Here is an 18,428-nt window from a genome sequence, read left to right on the forward strand (position 1 = left end):
AATGTAGCCTGATCTCGCCAGAGGCGAATGGGCTATCAGCATAGAAAAACCGGTGCTGCTATGCTCCAGACTCAAGAGCTGCAAGTCAATATCGGCCCGCAACACCCGTCAACCCACGGCGTGTTTCGCATGCTGGTGACGGTTGACGGCGAGACGGTGGTTGATCTGAAGCCGGTGTTTGGCTATCTGCATCGCAACCACGAGCAGATCGCCGAGGCTAATTCGTATTTGCAGAATATGCCCTACACCGACCGGCTCGACTATTTCAATTCCATGGCCAATAACCATGCCTACGCCATGGCGGTCGAGCGGCTGGCCGGGATTGAGGTGCCCGAACGGGCTGAGTATATCCGGGTGTTGATGGTCGAGCTGACCCGGATTCTTAACCATGCCAGCGCGGTTGGCTTTATGATCAACGATATGGGAGCCTGGCAGACGCCGCTGGCATTTGGGATGCGCGAACGCGAGAAAATTCTCGATCTCTTTGAGATGGCGAGTGGCGCGCGCCTTATGTGTAACTATTTTCGTTTCGGTGGCGTGGTGCGCGATCTGCCCCCAGAATTCATTCCCAATTTGCGCGAATTGCTGCGCGCGCTGCCGGCGTATATCGATGAGCTGGAGCGGTTGCTGCGCGATAACGAGATCTTGTTACAACGGGCGATCGGGATCGGCATTCTGCCGCCGGAAGTGGCTCTGTCGTATGGCGTCAGCGGCCCGGTCTTGCGCGGTTCGGGCATTCCGTATGATGTGCGCAAGGCCGAGCCGTACAGTGTTTATGACCGGTTCGATTTTGATGTGCCAATTGGCAAGGTGGGCGATGTGTATGACCGCTTTCTGGTGCGGATCGAGGAGATGCGCCAGAGCAAGCGGATTATCGAGCAGGTGCTTGAGCAGTTGCCCGATGCTAAGGGTGGTCATATTAACCCCAAAGCGCGCCAGAATGTGCGTCCACCGGTTGGCGATGCATATGCCCGTATAGAGTCGCCTAAAGGCGAACTCGGCTTTTATCTGGTGAGTGATGGCAGTACGAAACCGTACCGCTACAAGGTGCGCGCGCCGTCGTTTATCAACCTCACGCCGCTCGCCGATATGTGCCGCGGCTATAAGGTGGCTGATATTGTGGTCATCCTTGGCAGTATTGATATCGTGATGGGGGAGGTGGATCGATGACAGCCTCACCGTTTGAGATAGAGATTCCGCGTGGGCGGGTAATCGAAGTGCAGCGCGACGATACCCGCGTGCGGTGGGGTGGTGGGTTGTTGCGTGGGATGGCGGTGGTCTGGAAGCACTGGAAGGAGTCGTTTAAGCTTAATCGCAGTTATAGCCAGATTCACGGCACCTTTACCATTGAATATCCAGAGGAGCAGCCGCGCATTCCAGAAGCCTACCGCAACATGCCGATCCTGCTCTACGATGACGAGACGGGTCACGAACTTTGCACCTCGTGCTTTCAGTGCGAACGGATTTGCCCGCCGCAGGTTATTCACATGACACAGGCCAAAGACCCTGCGACTGGTAAGCCGGTGCCGGCAGTAGCTGAGTTTATCATCGAGTACGATGCCTGCATGAGCTGCGGTTTTTGCGCTGAAGTCTGTCCGTTCGACGCGATCAAGATGGATCACGAGTTTGAGTTGTCCACCGACGATCACACTCGGTTGACGGTGCATAAAGAGCAGTTGCTCCGGCCAATCAGCTACTACGCTAAGATTGCGCCGACGATGTGGGCTGAGGTACGCGAGAGTGCGTTGAAGAAGTTGCAGGGCAACGTGCGCCGCCGGCCTGACGTTATTGGCTTGGCGCCGCAGCTAACCGAGAAGATCGCGGCGCGGCGGGCTGAGTTGGCGGCACAAGCGGTGCAGGCAGCGCAAGCAGCGGCGGCTGCGCCGGCAGCTCCAGCGGCTGCGCCAGCGGAAGGACGCAAGTTGACGCCAGAAGAGAAGGCGGCGAAGCTAGCGGCGATTCGCGCTGCCAAAACAGCGCAGGCCGGCGAGAGCGCAACGCCAGCGGAGGCTGCGCCGGCGCCACCATCACCGGCCCCGGCTGGCGAAGCTGCGCCGTCGGCTGACAAAGCGGCGAAGCTGGCGGCCATCCGCGCCGCCAATGCGGCCAAGAAAGCCGCTGCTGGCGAAGCGCCGGCCACGCTGCCTGTCGCGCCCGCTGATGGCATGGCAGGCGACACGCCAGCGGATGCACCACCCGCCGCCCCGCCGGCTGACAAAGCCGCCCGGCTGGCGGCCATCCGCGCCGCCAATGCGGCCAAGAAACAACAATCCGGCGACGGTTCGTAGAGCTGCACGTTCGTGTGGCTCCTGATAATAAGTCAGAGAGAGGGATGTAAAGCCGCACGGCAGTGTGGCTCTATGACGGAGACATCCATGTACGACATGCTCACTGCCTTAATCAACGGCGCTTTAGGTTGGGGATGGCCGGAATGGGCGCTGAACCTACTCAGCTACATACTGATCGTCACGATTGTGTTGGTCGTTGCGCCGCTCCAGATGCTCTTCTTTACCTATTACGAGCGCCGAGTGATCGCGCGCATGCAAGATCGTGTCGGCCCGAATCGGGTCGGCCCCGAAGGCATTTGGCAACCAATTGCTGATGGCGTCAAGATGTTCACTAAGGAAGACATCGTGCCGCAGGCTGCCGACCGGATTGTGCATTTCCTCGCTCCGTGCGTGGTTGTGGCGCCAACAGTCTTGATGTTTGCGGTGGTGCCGTGGGGGCCGGGGATGGTGCCGGTTGATCTGCCGACCGGCTTGCTCTTCTTTTTTGCGATCTCGTCGATCAGTGCAGTCGGCTTGATGATGGCCGGTTGGGCGAGCAACAACAAGTTTTCGCTGTTAGGGGCGATGCGGGCCGTGGCCCAGATGGTGTCATACGAAATTCCGGCGGTGTTGTCGCTGATCGCGATAGTGATTATAGTTGGCTCGCTCTCGATCAATGAGATTATTGCCTATCAGGCCGGCTTGATCATCAGCAACCGCGATCTGCCCGGCGTTCCCGATCTAGGGTTAGGTTGGTTTGTATTTACCCCGGTTGGCTTTGTAGCCTTCGTCGCCTTCTTTATCGCTGCGCTGGCTGAAGGCGAACGCACCCCGTTTGATATTCCCGAAGCCGATTCTGAGATTGTCGCCGGCTACATGACCGAGTATAGCGGCATGAAGTTTGGTCTCTTCTATCTTGCCCAATATGTGTTGAATTTCCTGCTCTGCGCGATCACCGCAATCATCTTTTTCGGTGGCTGGCAAGGGCCGGGGGTCGGCTGGCTCTACGCGCAAGGCATTACTCCGGCGAATCCCAACGGTAACGGGTTGTTCAATGTGCTGGCCGGTATTTTGGGCGTGTTTTACTTCTTGCTCAAAACCTACATCTTCTTCTTTGTGATGGTCTGGCTGCGCGGTGCCTTCCCCCGGCTGCGCATCGATCAGTTGATGGATTTCGGCTGGAAGTTTCTCATTCCGTGGACACTGGCCAATCTGTTTAGCGCGGCGTTGTGGGTAGCTTTCACCCGCTGGGGTCCTGCCGAAGGGATGTTGATCACGGTCGGTTGGTCGCCAGTGCTGCGCTGGTTAGCGGCGTTTGTGGTGACGTTGGCGATCAATCTGGGGGTCTATTTGTGGCTGACGCGCGTCTATGCGGCGTCGCAGGCCGAACGGCGCCGGGCCGAGCTGGAAGAGTTGAGCGCGGCGGCGTAGTTGTACAATCGCTGCGCGACGCGCCTTTGCGTTACGCAATTCAGACAGCAGGAACGTGTGATGGAAGTCGTTGTCCAAATGGTGTTTGGGCTAATCGCCCTCTTTATTCTGGTTGCGGCGGCGATGGTGGTCTCGGTGCGCAATGTGATCCACTCGGCGCTGTGGCTGATCGCCTGTTTCTTCGGTGTGGGCGCGCTCTATCTGCTGCTTGAAGCTGAGTTTCTGGCAGTGGTGCAGGTGCTGGTCTACGTTGGCGCGGTGTCAGTGCTGATCTTGTTTGCGATTATGCTCACGCGCCAGATCAGCGGCGAGGGGGTACGCCAACTGACTTCGCGCTGGCCAGTGGTGCTCGTTGTCACTGTGTTGCTCTTTGCTACCGTGATGACGCCAACCTTGATTAACCAGCAGTGGAATGTGCCGCCAGCCCCGCCGTTGGGTACGCCGGAACCGATTGCTGGTCCCGCCGAGTTGGGTCGTGGGTTTGTGAACGAGTTCCTGATCCAGTTTCAAGTGGTTGGGGTGCTGTTGACGGTGGCCCTGATCGGCGCGATCGTGATTGCGTTTGAAGAGCGGGCGCGGCGGCGCAAAGTGTTGACGTTGGCGGAGGAATTAGAGTTGAAGCGCCTGCGTGAACGTACAACCCAGACCGAAACGCCTGAACCGGTTGAGGCCGAGCCGGTGGCGCGCGAGACGCGCCCCGCCAGTGAGGGGTGACAGATGCTGAATGCAGTGCCATTGCCGGCGGTGCTGACGCTGGCCGCCGCCCTCTTTTGCATTGGGTTGTTTGGCGCCCTATCGCGCCGTAATCTGATTGGGGTGTTGATGGGTGTTGAGTTGATGCTCAATGCCGTCAATGTCAATCTGGTCGCGTTTTGGCGCTATTTCGAGCCGCGCTACATCACTGGCCAGACCTTTGCCATCTTTATTATTGCGGTGGCTGCTGCCGAGGCAGCGGTCGGTTTGGCGATGGTGATTGCGGTCTATCGCCATTATGCGACCGTCAATGCCGACGAAGTGGATCAACTGCGTGGGTAACGGTACGTGCGAACGAGAGTGGTGTTGATCTAACCCGGAGCGCGTATGGCATTTTTCTTGCAAAATGCATGGCTGATTCCGCTGTTGCCGTTATTGGCCAGTGCCATCATCACGTTGACGCCGATCCGGCGGCAGGCGATGGCGAGCGCGTGGCTGGCCACCGGCCTGATGATGGTCGCGACGGTGTTGGCGCTCGGCTTGTTGGCGGCGGTGTCCGGCGGGTGGGCCTTGCACCACGGTGAGCTGGTGCAACTCGCGGCCCATCATAGTGAGCACGGCGCGTTTGCCTTCCCTGAACCGAACGTGGTGCAGCGTTTCGTATGGGCGCCAACCGGCGATACCGCCTTGCAGATGGGTATCTATATTGATGGCGCGGCGGCGGCGATGCTGGCTATGGTGACAATCACCTCAACCTGCATTCACCTCTTCTCAATCGGGTATATGGCTGCGCACCCGCGCCAGAGCCGCTTCTTTAGCTTTATCGCACTCTTTACGGCGGCGATGTTGCTGATGAGCATGGCCGATAACCTGCTCCTCTTCTTTATGGCGTGGGAGATTATGGGTCTCTGCTCGTACCTGCTGATCGGTTTCCTGTACGAGCGGCCCAGCGCGGCCCGCGCCGCCGTGAAGGCGTTTATCACCACCCGCATCGGCGATGTCTTGCTGCTGCTGGGGATCGTCTATCTCTATGCGCAGGCTGGCGGGATTTCCTTTGGTAATGAGGAGGGCGGCATCTTCCACCCGCCGCTGCTTGAGCGGCTGGCGAGCGAGACCGGTGCGCTCGGTCTGAGCCACGCCGCCGGGATTGCGTTGCTGATCTTTGGCGGCACAGTCGGCAAATCGGCCCAGTTCCCGCTGCACGTCTGGTTGCCCGATGCAATGGAAGGCCCGACACCGGTGTCGGCCCTCATTCACGCCGCGACGATGGTAGCTGCCGGCGTCTTTTTGGTGGCGCGCACCTTCCCCCTCTTCGCCGCCGACCCAACCTCGTTGGGAGTGGTGGCCTTTATCGGTGCGTTTACCGCCCTCTTTGCGGCGACAATTGCGCTGGCCCAGTTTGATATCAAGCGCATTCTGGCCTACAGCACGCTCTCGCAGCTCGGCTTTATGGTGGCGGCTCTCGGTGTGGGCGGTTGGGTGGCGGCGATGTTCCATCTGATTACCCATGCCTTCTTTAAGGCGTTGCTCTTCCTCGGGTCAGGATCGATTATTCACGCGATGGAGCAGCAGCCCTCGATCCAGCGCATTCATCACCACGACGAATACGCTGCCCAGCAGACGGCGCAAGACATTCGCAACATGGGCGGGTTGCGCACCCGCTTGCCGTGGACGTTTTGGACGTATACCGCCGGCTATCTGGCGCTGGCCGGCATTGTGCCGTTTGCCGGCTTCTGGAGCAAAGACGAGATTTTGCTCGATGCCTTCAAGCATAATCTGGCGGTTTATCTTACTCTGAGTGTTGCTGCCTTCCTAACGGCTGTATATATGACTCGCCAGTGGTGGCTCGTCTTCTTTGGTGAGTATCGCGGCGCGCATCCGGTGGTGTTTGAGAACCCGGACGCTCCCGCCAGCCATGCTGGGCACGGGCACGAGGATCATCACCACGATCACGATCACGGTGAGCACTGGCACGAAGACCCGCGTATGATCGCGGCGCTGGTGGTGCTAGCCAGCTTTGCCGTTACTGCCGGCGCGTTTAATCTACCGTTCGACGGCCCCGGCGGGCATTGGCTGGCCAGCCTGTGGGGGCAAGAGGCGGCTAAGCTCAATCCGCTAGTGGCTGGGTTGTCGTTGCTGATTGCGTTGGTCGGGATTGCGCTGGGCTGGTATGGCTACCGCAACGCCTTCGCGACTGCGATGGATACCGACCCGCTGGCGGCGCGCGCGCCGGGGTTGTTTGCCGTGCTCAACGCTAAGTACCGAATCGATGAGTTGTACGCGGCGACGATTGGTCGGCTAACGACGAGCCTTGCGACGGCGTGGTCGCTGCTCGACCGCTCGGTGATTGACCGGCTGGTTGATGGTATGGGCCGCTTTACCTTCGGCTTGGGCAAGGTCAACTTCATCATTGATGACACCTTGCTCAATGACGGGCCGGATGGCTTGGCGAGCGGTACTCAAGGCACTGGCCGCCAAGCGCGCCGGTTGCAGACTGGCAAGGCCCAAGATTACTTGATCTATGTCTTTAGCGGTCTCTTGGCGCTGGCTGTGTTCTGGCTGTATGTGATTGGGCGGTAGCGTATGAATCTGCCAGAGTATCTTCTTCCTGCCGCCGATGGCGTGCCGTGGCTGACCTTGTTGGTGCTGTCGCCGCTGGCCGGCATTGCCTTGATCGGGTTGGCATGGCTGCTCAAGCTCGATGAGCGGACGATCAAGACCGGTGTGCTGGCGTGGACGGGGGTGCCGCTGTTGTTAGCCGGTCTGATCTGGGTGCGGTTCGATCCGAATGCGGTGGCGAGCGGGCAAGCCGTGGTGCAGTTGGTCGAGCGAGTACCGTGGATTCAGGCCATCCGGGTTGATTACTTTCTTGGTGTTGATGGTCTGAGCATGCCGCTGGTGTTGCTGACCGCGGTGATGACGCCGGTGGCAGTGATCGCCAGTTGGGGCGTTAGCGCGCGGGTGCGGGCGCATCTGGCGTTGCTGCTCTTGCTCGAAGCGGCGATGCTCGGCTACTTTGTCGCGCTCGATTTCTTCTTCTTCTTCATCTTCTGGGAATTCAGTCTCGTGCCGGCCTTCTTCCTGATTCAAAATTGGGGCCGCGAACAGCGCCGCTACGCCGCATTTAAGTTCTTTGTCTACACAATGGCCGGCTCACTTGGCATGCTGCTACTCTTCCAACTAATCTACCTATCGGTGCGGCAGGCCGGCTATCCGACCTTCGATCTGATCGCGCTGGGCCGATTGGGGCAAGGCTTGCCGGTGGCTGGCGTCGAAGGCAATCTGCGCGATATTCTCTTTGCTTATCTTGAGCAGCTCGGCGTGACCAATGCGCTAGGCCGCTATCCGCTGCTCTACAGCAGCATCGCGATGTGGGCGATTTTCATTGCCTTTGCGATTAAGCTGGCGGTCTGGCCGTTCCACACGTGGTTGCCCGACGCCTACGCCGAGGGGCCGACTGCGGCCAGCATCTTGCTCTCGGCCGTGATGAGCAAGATGGGGGCGTATGGCATGTTGCGGTTGCTGTTGCCTTTCACTCCCGACGCGGCGCAGTATTTTGCGCCAGCGTTGGCGGCGCTGGCGGTGATTGGCGTGGTGGCCGGGGCCTTCGGCGCATTGAACCAAGTCAATGGCGACATCAAGCGCCTAATCGGCTACACCTCGATTAACCACATGGGCTATGTGATGCTGGCGATTGCTGGGGCAGCGGCGGCAGGCGAGGCGGGTGTTGCGGCGCGGGCCAGCGCGATCAACGGCGCTTTGGTGCAGATGGTGGCGCACGGCCTCAGCACCGGCGCGCTGTTCTATCTGGCGGGGGCATTGTACGAGCGGACCGGACGTTGGGAGCTGAGCGGTTTGGGTGGCTTGCGCGCCAGCGCGCCGGCCTTTGCCGGGGTGATGGGGATCGCCCTCTTTGCCAACCTCGGCTTGCCGGGATTGGCCGGCTTCGTCGGCGAATTCTTCATCTTCCGCGGCGCATGGGCGACGCTGCCCTTCTTTACTGCGCTGGCGGTGATCGGGTTGGTGGTGACGGCGCTGGCACTACTGCTGATGTTCCAGCGCATCTTCCTCGGCCCGGCCACCGGCAACCCGCGCGCAATCGCCGATCTACGTCCGCAAGAGTTCTGGACAACGGCGCCGATCTTGCTCTTGTCGTTGTTGATTGGTGTCTATCCGGCGCCATTGATGGCCTTGGGCAACGCTGCCGCTGGGCAATTGGTCGCTATCTTTACGCGCGTGTTGGGGTAGGTCTGAAACCAGCGCGGTGGTTGGGATAAACGCTCTGACCACTGCCGGATTGCGCAAAGGTGATTGCATGGGGTTGATAACACTTCCCGCCGATGTGCCGTGGCTGAGCCTGATCTGGCTAAGCATGCTGGTACCGGCGATCATCATCGCCGTCATTCCCGATCGCTACCCCGACCTTATGCGGTGGGTAGGAGCGGGATTCGCGCTACTGTCGCTCATCTTGTCGTTGTCGGTCTTTTTGGCCTACGATCCGGTGAAGGGTGGCTTCCAGTTTATCGAACAGCTCGATTGGATTCCGCAGCTCGGCATTAGCTACTTGCTCGGTGTTGACGGGATTAATTTGCCGATGCTGCTGCTCAACGGAATCGTGATTTTCACCGGCTCGCTGATGAGCTGGAATATTGACGTGCGCACCAAAGAGTATTGGGTGTGGCTGCTCTTGCTTACTACCGGCGTCTACGGTGTTTTCAGCGCGCTTGACCTCTTCCTCTTTTTTGTCTTCTATGAGCTGGCGGTACTGCCGATGTATTTGCTGATCGGCATTTGGGGCAGCACGCGCAAAGAGTACGGCGCAATGAAGCTGACCCTGTTTTTGATGGCCGGCAGCGCGTTGGTGATCATCGGCATGATTGGTCTCTATTTTGGTAGTGGCCTGCGCACCTTCAACATGCTGGTGCTGGCCGAGCAAGGCTTTATCTCCGGCAACCTGCAATGGCTGCTCTTCCCGGCACTGTTTGTCGGGTTTGGCGTGTTAGCCGGCATGTTCCCCTTCCATACGTGGAGTCCGACCGGCCACGTGGCTGCGCCGACGGCGGTGAGTATGTTGCACGCCGGCGTGCTGATGAAGTTGGGCGCGTATGGCTGTCTGCGGGCGGCGATGTGGCTGATGCCAGTGGGGGCGCGTGATTGGCTGCCGATTATTGCCGTGCTCACCATCTTTAACGTTGTCTATGGCGCGAGCATCGCGATGGTGCAACGCGATGCCAAGTTCATTATCGGCTACTCGTCGGTAAGCCACATGGGCTTGGTGGTCATGGCACTCGCTGCCGGCACACAGATTGCGCTGATGGGGGCAGTGTTACAAATGTTTGCCCACGGTATTATGACGGCCCTCTTCTTCGCGGTCGTGGGGCGGATGATCTACGACCGCACCCACACCCGCCAATTGCCCGAATTGGGCGGGTTGGGCCGGGTGATGCCGTTTGCGGCAGCGATGTTCATTCTCGGCGGTCTCTCCTCGATGGGTATGCCGGGGTTAGCCGGCTTCTGGGCCGAATTTAACATCTTCATCGGCGTCTGGGAGCGGTATCCGCTGATAGCGGTGATTGCGGCACTGAGTATTCCGATCACTGGTGCGTATATCCTGCGCGCGGTGTGGTCGGTGTTTTACGATGAGGTGAAGAATCCCGAATTTCTGCACCTACCCAAACTGACGTGGCAAGAGTATACCGGCGCGTTGATACTGGCGGTGGTGCTGGTTGGGCTGGGGTTGTATCCGGCATGGATGACCGAGCTGATCGATACCGCGGTGCGCCCGCTGGCGGCGCGGTTGAGTGAGGTGGCTGTGGCGTTGCGGTAGTCAACAACCGTAGCGACGGCCGGCTGTCGCCGACCCCACCAAGAAACATTTTGGATTGAATTGTTTCAGTATCAACACGGCTGGGTTTGTGAGCATCACAACGAGGGACGTATGTTTCAACTAACCGACATCCCGCGCCTCTTGCCAGAGATTTTGCTGCTGGTGCTGGCGCTGTTGGTGCTAGGGTCGGATATTCTCGAAAAATGGGGACGCACGCCGGAAGCACAGCTTGAACGGGTCAAGTCATCGGCGTCGCTCACCTCAATTGGGTTGGTGATGGTGCTGGCCGTGGCGCTGTTGCAGAGTGGCTACCTCTATCAATTGCCAGAGACAGCGCCGGTCAATTTCTTTACCAACATCATCCGCAACTTGCAGAGCGGCGGGCCGGGAGGCGATCCGGTGGCCGGTGTGTTTGTGGTCGATCATCTGACCATGATCGCGCGGCTACTGATAATTGGCTCGGCTCTGCTCATCAGTCTGCTCTGTCTCGATGTGCGGCCCACTGCGCACCCCGGCGAATTCTATGCACTCATTGTTTTTGCCACGCTCGGCATGTGCCTGATGGTGGGGGCCAAAGAACTGTTGCTAGCCTATTTGGCGATCGAGCTTACCTCGATCCCGCTTTACTTGCTAGCCGGTTATTTCCGCAATGAAGCTCGCTCGGCGGAAGCGGGGTTGAAATATTTCCTGTTTGGGGCTATCTCGTCGGCGATTTTGCTCTATGGGATGAGCATAGCCTTTGGCGCGGCGCTGAATGGGGTGAGCGGAGCCGCCAACATGAACGATCTCACCCGTTTTGACCGTATCGGTGCATTTACGCCGTCAGGCGGCGGACTGATCACGTTGGCGATGTTGTTTATCGTTGCCGGGATGGGGTACAAATTGGCGGTCGTGCCGTTCCACGCTTGGTCGCCGGATGTCTACGAAGGCGCGCCGACACCGATCACGGCCTTTATCTCGACTGCCTCGAAGGCGGCGGGTTTCATTCTACTCTTCCGTCTGCTAACTGAGACCTTCCCGGCGATGGCCGGTGCGCCAGTGTTGGGTGAGGCAGCGGGCGGTTGGACAGGGGTGCTAGCGGTGCTGGCCTTGCTGACGGTGGTGTTCGGCAATCTGGCGGCGTTGCCGCAGAATAATGCCAAACGTCTGCTGGCCTATTCGAGTATTGCCCACGCTGGGTTTGTCGTGCTGGGCTTGCTGGCTTGGGCGGCGGCGCAGCAATTCGACCGCGAGCAAGGCTTGGTCGCGCTGCTCTATTACCTGATCATCTACAGCCTAACCAACATCGGCGCGTTCGGTGCGTTGGCGCTGATCGGCCAGCAGGTGGGGGGCGATGATTTCGAGCATCTGCGTGGTCTGGCGCGGCGTAACTTACCCTTGGCGCTGCTCTTCACCGTCTGCATCCTCTCGCTGGCTGGTATTCCGCCGCTCGGCGGCTTCTTCGCCAAGTTCTATATCTTCATGGCCGGTTGGCAAAGCGGTGCAACGTGGCTGGTCGTTATCGCGGTGGTAATGACGATTGTCAGCCTCTACTACTATCTGCGCTTGCTGAAGGTCATGTTCATCGAACCGGCAGTTGACATGACGCCGGTGCCGATGTCGCGCGGAGTGGCGGCAGCGTTGACGATTACGGCGGTAGGAGTGCTGGCATTGGGTATTTTCCCGAACGTGATTTTGAGTGTGTTGGAACGGGCGTAGTAAGAATGGGAAACCCGCTGCTTTCATAGGTGAGAAGAGTAGACTGTAAATATCGGTATCCGATAAGACAGTGGGTGTATCGCTATAGAGATGGAGTGCGGCGGTTACACGGTCGCACTCCATCACTGTTTTCGGAATGTCTGTTGTAAAGCGTGTCAAAACGTCATTGGGCAATCAAGCCGCCATCTACCACCATAACGTGACCGGTGACATACGAAGCCGCGTCTGAGCAGAGCCACACCGCCGCTGCTGCAACTTCTGCGGGTTGGCTAATCCGTCCAAGCGGGATCGTAGCCAGCATACCGGTCTCGGCTCCCGGCTGCGCTAATAGGCGGTTCAGCATTGGCGTATAGGTAGCGCCGGGGCAAATCGCATTCACGCGAATACCGGCCTTTGCATATTCGAGGGCCGCAGCTTTCGTTAATTGGATGACCCCGCCTTTCGATGCACAATACGCAGGCAGCCCCATCGTACCAACCAACCCGACCACTGATGCCGTATTCACAATCGCACCGCCGCCTTGGTGCAGCATTTGTAAGATTTCGTACTTCATGCAAAGCCATGTGCCTTTAAGATTGACATTGATGGTGCGATCCCAGTCTTCCTCGGTGTACGAGGCCGTAGGCGCGAGCGCACCTTCAATAGCGGCGTTGTTGTGGGCAATATCGAGCCGGCCATAGTGAGCGACCGTGTGACGAATGAGTGCTTCTACCTCAGTTGACCGAGAAACATCGGTGGCAATAAAGAGTGCATCACCGCCGATCTCCTTGATCATACGAACGGTTTCTTCTCCACCTTCGACGGATACATCGGCAACAACGACCTTTGCTCCTTGCTGTGCGAAGGCTAACGCGCTCGCTCGCCCGATACCAGAAGCAGCACCGGTCACAAGAGCTACCTTGCCTGCAAATGATGGGTGCATTGTGGATACTCCTCTGCTCAACGGTTCCAAGGTTGGACTATGAAACCACGTACTATAACTGGAGAAAATAACTGCTGACAGTCTCGGCGTGTCTCTCGTTGGGCGCTAACCTACCCTCAGCCAGCGTCATCGTTCTAACGGTTTTTCAGGATCGTTCCCCCATTCATTCCACGAGCCATCGTAGATCGCGACGCGGCGACCGCTAACGATCTCGAAAGCGATGGCAACAGGAGTAGCCGAAACGCCGCCGTTACAGTAGGCGACCACCTCTCGATCAGCGACAGCAGCGGGATCAATTCCGGCGGTGAGAAAGCGTTCGCGGAGCTGATCGGGTGAGAGGTAGGTTTGGTGTGGCCCACTAACCAGACTCTGGTAGAAGACGTTGTGCGCGCCGGGGATATGGCCGCCGCGGGTAGCGCGTGATTCCAAGCCGCGATACTCCTGTTCGTTACGGGCGTCGATCAAGAGCAGATCGCTGCCCAGCGCCTGCAATACTTGATCGGCGGTCTTGCGCAGATGCGGTTGCGGACGCGGAGTGAAGGTTGCCGGCGGGTAGTTGGGTACGTCAGTAGTGAGCGGGCGGCCTTCGGCAAGCCACTTAACCAAGCCGCCGTTCAAAATCCGCACCTGCTCGAAACCGTAGTAGCGCAGCACCCACATCAGGCGACCGGCGAACATCGAATACCAGTCATCGTAGGCGACCACCACCGTATCATCGCCAATCCCCCGTTGACCAAGCTCGTGGGCGATTTTGGCGGGCGGCGCAACCTGCACCAACACCGGATCGTCGAGATCAACAATGTCGCGCGTCCAGTCAATATAGACTGCACCGGGAATGTGACCAGCGGTGTAGTCTTCGTGACGGGGGAAGTAATGGGGTTTGGGAGCAGTCGGCGGCAAGACGACGCCGCGCATATCGACAATGCGCAGGCTGGGATGGCCGAGGTGAGCGGCCAGCCAATCGGTTTCAACTAGCGGGCCGGATGGCAGGTCGAGCGTCATAGCAATCCTCCTATGGGGATGAAGGTGCAAAGCGGGCGAAGGTGCGGAGGGATTTTAACGCAAAGATGTAGAGTATGTAAAGCTCGCAAAGGGTTGTTGGATGAGTACCCTCCACCAAAGACGGTCATCCAAAACCCTTTGCGCACTCTGCGTCTTTGCGTTTTCCTTTTCAGACGATGATCGTCATCGGCGCTTCCAGCAACTTGCGCAGCTCTTGCAGATATTGCGCAGCCACGGCGCCATCGACGATGCGATGATCGGCGCTGAGGGTCAGATTCATCACCTGCCCGATCACGATCTGATCATCGCGCACCACCGGCACTTTACGCACTGCGCCGACGGCCAGCGAAGCGGCCTGCGGCACTGAGATGATCGAGCCAAACTCGACAATGCCGAACATGCCGAGATTGGTGACTTGGAAGGTCGCGCCTTCAAGTTCGTTCTGCTTGATTTTGCCTTCGCGAGCGCGCAAAGCCATATCGCGGATTTCGGCGCTGATCACGCTAATGCTCTTCTTGTCGGCGTCGCGCACGACCGGCGCCATCAATCCATCATCGAGGGCGACGGCCACGCCGATATTGATCTGGCTATGGCGCACAATCCCCGGCTGGCCGTCAGCAGTCTGGCTAAAGCTGGTATTAACGGCGGGCACTTTGGCGAGCGCCTTGGCCGCCGCTTTCACCACCAGATCGTTGACCGAGACACGGGTGCCGCTGGCGGCGATCTGGTCGCGTAGCGCCATTAGCGCATCGACATGAACCTCGATCGTGAGGTAGATATGAGGCACGCCGGGTTTGCTCTCGTTCATCGCGCGCGCGATCGCCTTGCGCATCCGGCTTAGTGGCTCAGCGCCAGCCAGCGTAGGAGCGGGGGCGAGGGCCGGCGTGCGAGTTGGGGCGGGGGCGGGCGCAGGGGCTGGTGCAGCAACTGGGGCAGGGGTTGGCGTAGCGACTGGCGTGGGGGCCGGTGCAGCCGTACCACGGCGAGCGGCGAATTCCTCGACGTTCTCCTTGATAATCCGGCCACCGGGGCCAGTACCGACCACTTGCCGCAGATCGATCCCTAGTTCTTCTGCCAAACGACGGGCAACCGGTGATGCTTTGATGCGACCGTTCTCATCAGCGGTAGCAACGGTGACGGGCGTAGGCGGCACAGCCACTGCGGCGGGCGCTGCCGGGGCTGGGGCGGGCGTTGCCGTCGTGGGCGCTGCCGCTGCGGGTGCCGGCGCAGCCGGGGCAGCCACTACCGGCGCTGAGCTATCGCCAATAATCGCGATCGGTTGCCCGATCGGCACAGTCTGCCCTTCAGGCACCAAAATCTGCTGGAGCACACCGGCCTCGAATGCCTCCAATTCCATCGTGGCCTTATCGGTCTCGATCTCAGCGATAATATCGCCCACGGCGATCGGATCGCCGATCTTCTTCAACCAACGGCCCACCGTACCTTCCGACATAGTGTCGGAGAGACGAGGCATGGTTACTTCACCCATGGAGCCTCCCATGATTGATACTATGCATATGCATCTTTATAGATGGGGGGGTGTAATCCCTCACCCTAGCCCCTCTCCCTGCAGGCGGGGAGAAGGTGTTTCGTTTCGCCTCACATCGCTGCGTTCAGCGCATACGCTTCGTGCCGCGCATAACCTGCCGGATGGCATAGATTAGGCTATTGGCATTCGGCTTCGAGGCCGCCGACAGGTCTTTGGCGTAGGGAAGTGGCACCTCGAGGCCGGCGACCCGATAGACCGGCGCATCGAGATAATCAAATGCCTCTTCCTGAATGGTCGCTGCAATCTCGGCGGTCACGCCATACGAATACCAATCCTCGGCGATCACTACGGCGCGATTGGTCTTCTTGACCGACTCGATAATCGTTGGGCGGTCGAGCGGGCGCAGCGAGCGCAAATCCACCACCTCAACGCTTATCCCCTCTTGCTCCATACGCTGGGCGACTTGCAAAGCGATAGCGGTCATGCGCGAATACGACACAACCGTCACATCGGTACCCTGCCGCTTCACCTCGGCGACGCCGATTGGCACCACGAAATCATCGTCTTCCGGCACCTCGCCTTTAGTGTCGTAGAGGGCCAGCGACTCGATAAAGATCACCGGATCGTCATCACGGATCGCGGTGCGGAGTAAGCCCTTGGCATCGTAGGGGGTTGCTGGGGCGACGACCTTGAGACCGGGGCAGTAGGCGAACCAATTCTCGAACGACTGCGAGTGGGTGGCTGCCAGTTGGCCAGTGCCGCCCGAGGGCGTGCGGATCACCAGCGGCACGCTCACCTGCCCGCCGAACATATAGTGGATTTTCGAGGCATGGTTGACGATCTGGTCAATCGCAACCAGAATAAAATTGATGGTCATAATCTCGACCACCGGGCGCAGACCCAGCATCGCTGCGCCGATGGCGACGCCAACGAATCCCTCCTCGGCGATTGGGGTGTCAACCACTCGCTTAGGGCCAAATTCGGCCAACAGGCCCTCGGTCACACGGTACGAACCTTGAAAAACCCCGATCTCCTCGCCCATCAAGAGCACATTCGGATCGCGGGCTAACTCCTCGCCAAGCGTATCGTTTAACGCCTGACGGTACGTAATCACAGGCATAGAGCAACCTCTTACTTGTTTAGACACGCCGGATCATCGTTATAGCTGTGCTCCACCCAACCGCTAAAACTCGCCGCGATTAATCTTCACAGCGCGGATTGCGTCTTCGGCGGTCGGTGTATTTGGCACCGGCGTCGCATACATATACTTATAGAGATCTTCAAACTTCGGATCGGGGCTATTGTTGGCGAAATCGATCGCCTCTTGCACCTCGCGCTCAACCCGATCGGCCACGCTCTTCAGCCATGTATCGTCAACAACGCCATGATCGAGCAGGAGCGCGGCAAACTTACGGATCGGATCGTACAGTTCGCGTCCGCGGCGTACCATTTCAGGGTCGCGGTAACGATCAGCGTCAATCACCGAGTGGCCGCGAAAGCGGAAGCTAACCGCATCAATAATTGCTGGCTCGCCTTCGGCTTCGGCGCGGGCGCGCAAGCGACGCACCACATCGCGCACCGCCAGCACATCGGTGCCATCGACCCGTTCGCCGTAGACGCGGAACGAAGCGCCCTTCTTCCATAGATCCGGCTCGGATGAACCGGACTCCACCGAGGTGCCCATACCGTAACCATTATTGACGATAAAGAAGAGCACTGGGCACTTCCAGATCTTAGCTAGATTCAACGACTCGTAGAACGCGCCAATGTTCGTGGTACCATCACCCATTTGGGCGATGACCACACCCGGCTTGCCCTGATAGCGCAGCGCATACGCGGCGCCAACGGCGAGCGGCACTTGCCCGCCGACGATCGCATAGCCACCCATAAAGTTGGTTTTACGGTCGAACAGGTGCATCGAACCGCCGCGCCCGCCGGAAACGCCGGTCTCTTTGCCGAACAGTTCGGCCATCACCGGGCCGGGTGGCACGCCACGGGCAATAATGTAACCGTGCTCGCGATAATTGGTGAAGATGTAGTCGTCGGGAGTAAGGGCGGCCATGAGGCCGACGATAGTGGCCTCTTCGCCGAGATTGAGGTGGCAGTATCCGCCAATTTTCGCTTTCACGTACATTTCGCTGGCGCGCTCTTCAAATCGCCGCAACAGGAGCATCTGATAGTAGTAATGCTTCAATTCATCGGCGGTAGCGCGCTCAAGGAGGGGCTGAGCCGATTCGGCTACTTCGGCCATAGTAAAGACTCCTCTCGTATGCTGGGCGCTTCGCTTCGGCACAGGTTAGTATTGCCATATGCCGCGGCGACGCGCCATCTGGTATGTTCGCCACGCCCCCGTGGGCGTGTAACGCGCTTGAAATGAACCAGACGCGCACCTAGTCTGGCGGGACGCAATTGTTTGATGAACGTCAGGTCAACAGTCTACTGCGTGATGGCACAGCAGCAGCTTGGTGACCGATCAATCGGTTGCGAGTATGACGTGAGCGCAAACGGCAACCGCTGCCCCACGCCACATCACGGTTACATACCCGGCGGCACCACTTCGTGGGTGAAAGCGCTGGCGTCAGCGCCGCAGCGCGGGCAATGTTTGGGCGATTCGAGCGAGCGCACGATCTCACCGCAGACGCCGCACACCCAACGCATTGCGATCTGGCGCACAAGATCTGACCGGCTGACAATGCCAACCACTTTGCCGTTTTCGACCACCGGCACCCGCCGGATGCGCTGGTTGGTGAGGAGGTGCTGGATCTGTTCGACTTCGGTGTCGGCGCTAACGCTGATCACGCTGCGGGTCATAATCTCTTTGACCGTGCGCCCCTCTTTGGCGATCAGATCGTGCTCGGTGACAAGGCCGACCAAGATGCCATGACCGTTAATCACCGGCAAGCCACTGATTCGGTTGCGCGCCATTAGGCGGGCGGCATCTTCGACCGAGGCGTCATCAGTGATGCAAATCACATCACGGGTCATGATCTCGCGCGCTTTCATTCCGCTACACCTTTCGTTTCGTTATGTTCTATTCGTGATGTTCTTCACGAGAGTAGTTGCACAAACAACTCTTCCTTAGTATAGCAGAGATTGCCA

15 protein-coding genes are annotated in these 18,428 nt (G+C 58.9%); 9 read left to right on the forward strand and 6 right to left on the reverse strand.

Translation table 11 applies throughout. The features are described 5' to 3' along the window. Positions 1-60 precede the first annotated feature (60 nt). The 9 genes from Q1A59_RS02570 (at position 61) to Q1A59_RS02610 (ending at position 11,916) form a co-directional block, all read left to right on the forward strand. Positions 61-1,170 (forward strand): NADH-quinone oxidoreductase subunit D, encoded by a 1,110-nt coding sequence (locus tag Q1A59_RS02570; protein ID WP_298404527.1) that lies wholly within the window; start codon positions 61-63, stop codon positions 1,168-1,170. Beyond that, positions 1,167-2,288, forward strand: a complete 1,122-nt coding sequence (locus Q1A59_RS02575) for a 4Fe-4S dicluster domain-containing protein (protein ID WP_299643721.1) — start codon at positions 1,167-1,169, stop codon at positions 2,286-2,288. The genes Q1A59_RS02570 and Q1A59_RS02575 overlap by 4 nt, the downstream gene beginning before the upstream one ends. A gap of 87 nt (positions 2,289-2,375) precedes the next feature. Further along, on the forward strand, positions 2,376-3,698 hold the full coding sequence (gene nuoH / locus Q1A59_RS02580; protein ID WP_298404521.1) for an NADH-quinone oxidoreductase subunit NuoH: 1,323 nt from the start codon (positions 2,376-2,378) through the stop codon (positions 3,696-3,698). Positions 3,699-3,758: 60 nt separating this feature from the next. Beyond that, positions 3,759-4,412: an NADH-quinone oxidoreductase subunit J gene (locus tag Q1A59_RS02585; protein WP_298404518.1), complete on the forward strand. Its 654-nt coding sequence runs from the start codon at positions 3,759-3,761 to the stop codon at positions 4,410-4,412. A 3-nt stretch (positions 4,413-4,415) separates the two neighbouring features. Then, a complete protein-coding gene (gene nuoK, locus Q1A59_RS02590) occupies positions 4,416-4,733 on the forward strand; it encodes an NADH-quinone oxidoreductase subunit NuoK (protein WP_298404515.1) in 318 nt (105 codons plus the stop codon). A 45-nt stretch (positions 4,734-4,778) separates the two neighbouring features. Continuing rightward, entirely contained in the window at positions 4,779-6,971 is a 2,193-nt protein-coding gene (gene nuoL / locus Q1A59_RS02595) for an NADH-quinone oxidoreductase subunit L (protein WP_299643726.1), read from the forward strand. 3 nt (positions 6,972-6,974) lie between these two features. Next, the gene (locus tag Q1A59_RS02600) at positions 6,975-8,639 is read left to right on the forward strand and encodes a NuoM family protein (protein ID WP_299643728.1); all 1,665 of its coding nucleotides are present in this window, start codon (positions 6,975-6,977) and stop codon (positions 8,637-8,639) included. A gap of 67 nt (positions 8,640-8,706) precedes the next feature. Next, positions 8,707-10,218 (forward strand): NuoM family protein, encoded by a 1,512-nt coding sequence (locus Q1A59_RS02605; protein ID WP_299643731.1) that lies wholly within the window; start codon positions 8,707-8,709, stop codon positions 10,216-10,218. Positions 10,219-10,329: 111 nt separating this feature from the next. After that, positions 10,330-11,916, forward strand: coding sequence for an NADH-quinone oxidoreductase subunit N (locus Q1A59_RS02610; RefSeq protein ID WP_298404505.1), 1,587 nt, complete (start codon positions 10,330-10,332; stop codon positions 11,914-11,916). Between the two features lie 163 nt (positions 11,917-12,079). On the opposite strand, the gene Q1A59_RS02615 is transcribed toward Q1A59_RS02610, so the two are convergent. The 6 genes from Q1A59_RS02615 to Q1A59_RS02640 form a co-directional block, all read right to left on the reverse strand. Next, complete coding sequence (locus tag Q1A59_RS02615; RefSeq protein WP_298404502.1) at positions 12,080-12,838, reverse strand: SDR family oxidoreductase; 759 nt, start codon at positions 12,836-12,838, stop codon at positions 12,080-12,082. Between the two features lie 126 nt (positions 12,839-12,964). Continuing rightward, on the reverse strand, positions 12,965-13,840 hold the full coding sequence (locus Q1A59_RS02620; protein WP_298404499.1) for a sulfurtransferase: 876 nt from the start codon (positions 13,838-13,840) through the stop codon (positions 12,965-12,967). Positions 13,841-14,009: 169 nt separating this feature from the next. Then, positions 14,010-15,329: a dihydrolipoamide acetyltransferase family protein gene (locus Q1A59_RS02625; RefSeq protein ID WP_298490175.1), complete on the reverse strand. Its 1,320-nt coding sequence runs from the start codon at positions 15,327-15,329 to the stop codon at positions 14,010-14,012. A 124-nt stretch (positions 15,330-15,453) separates the two neighbouring features. Then, positions 15,454-16,449 (reverse strand): pyruvate dehydrogenase complex E1 component subunit beta, encoded by a 996-nt coding sequence (locus tag Q1A59_RS02630; RefSeq protein WP_298404493.1) that lies wholly within the window; start codon positions 16,447-16,449, stop codon positions 15,454-15,456. Positions 16,450-16,512: 63 nt separating this feature from the next. Further along, positions 16,513-17,580, reverse strand: a complete 1,068-nt coding sequence (pdhA, locus tag Q1A59_RS02635; protein WP_298404490.1) for a pyruvate dehydrogenase (acetyl-transferring) E1 component subunit alpha — start codon at positions 17,578-17,580, stop codon at positions 16,513-16,515. A gap of 284 nt (positions 17,581-17,864) precedes the next feature. Beyond that, positions 17,865-18,332: a CBS domain-containing protein gene (locus Q1A59_RS02640; RefSeq protein ID WP_066791345.1), complete on the reverse strand. Its 468-nt coding sequence runs from the start codon at positions 18,330-18,332 to the stop codon at positions 17,865-17,867. Positions 18,333-18,428 lie beyond the last annotated feature (96 nt).

Source organism: uncultured Chloroflexus sp. (assembly GCF_937951745.1).
Classification (GTDB): Bacteria; Chloroflexota; Chloroflexia; order Chloroflexales; family Chloroflexaceae; genus Chloroflexus.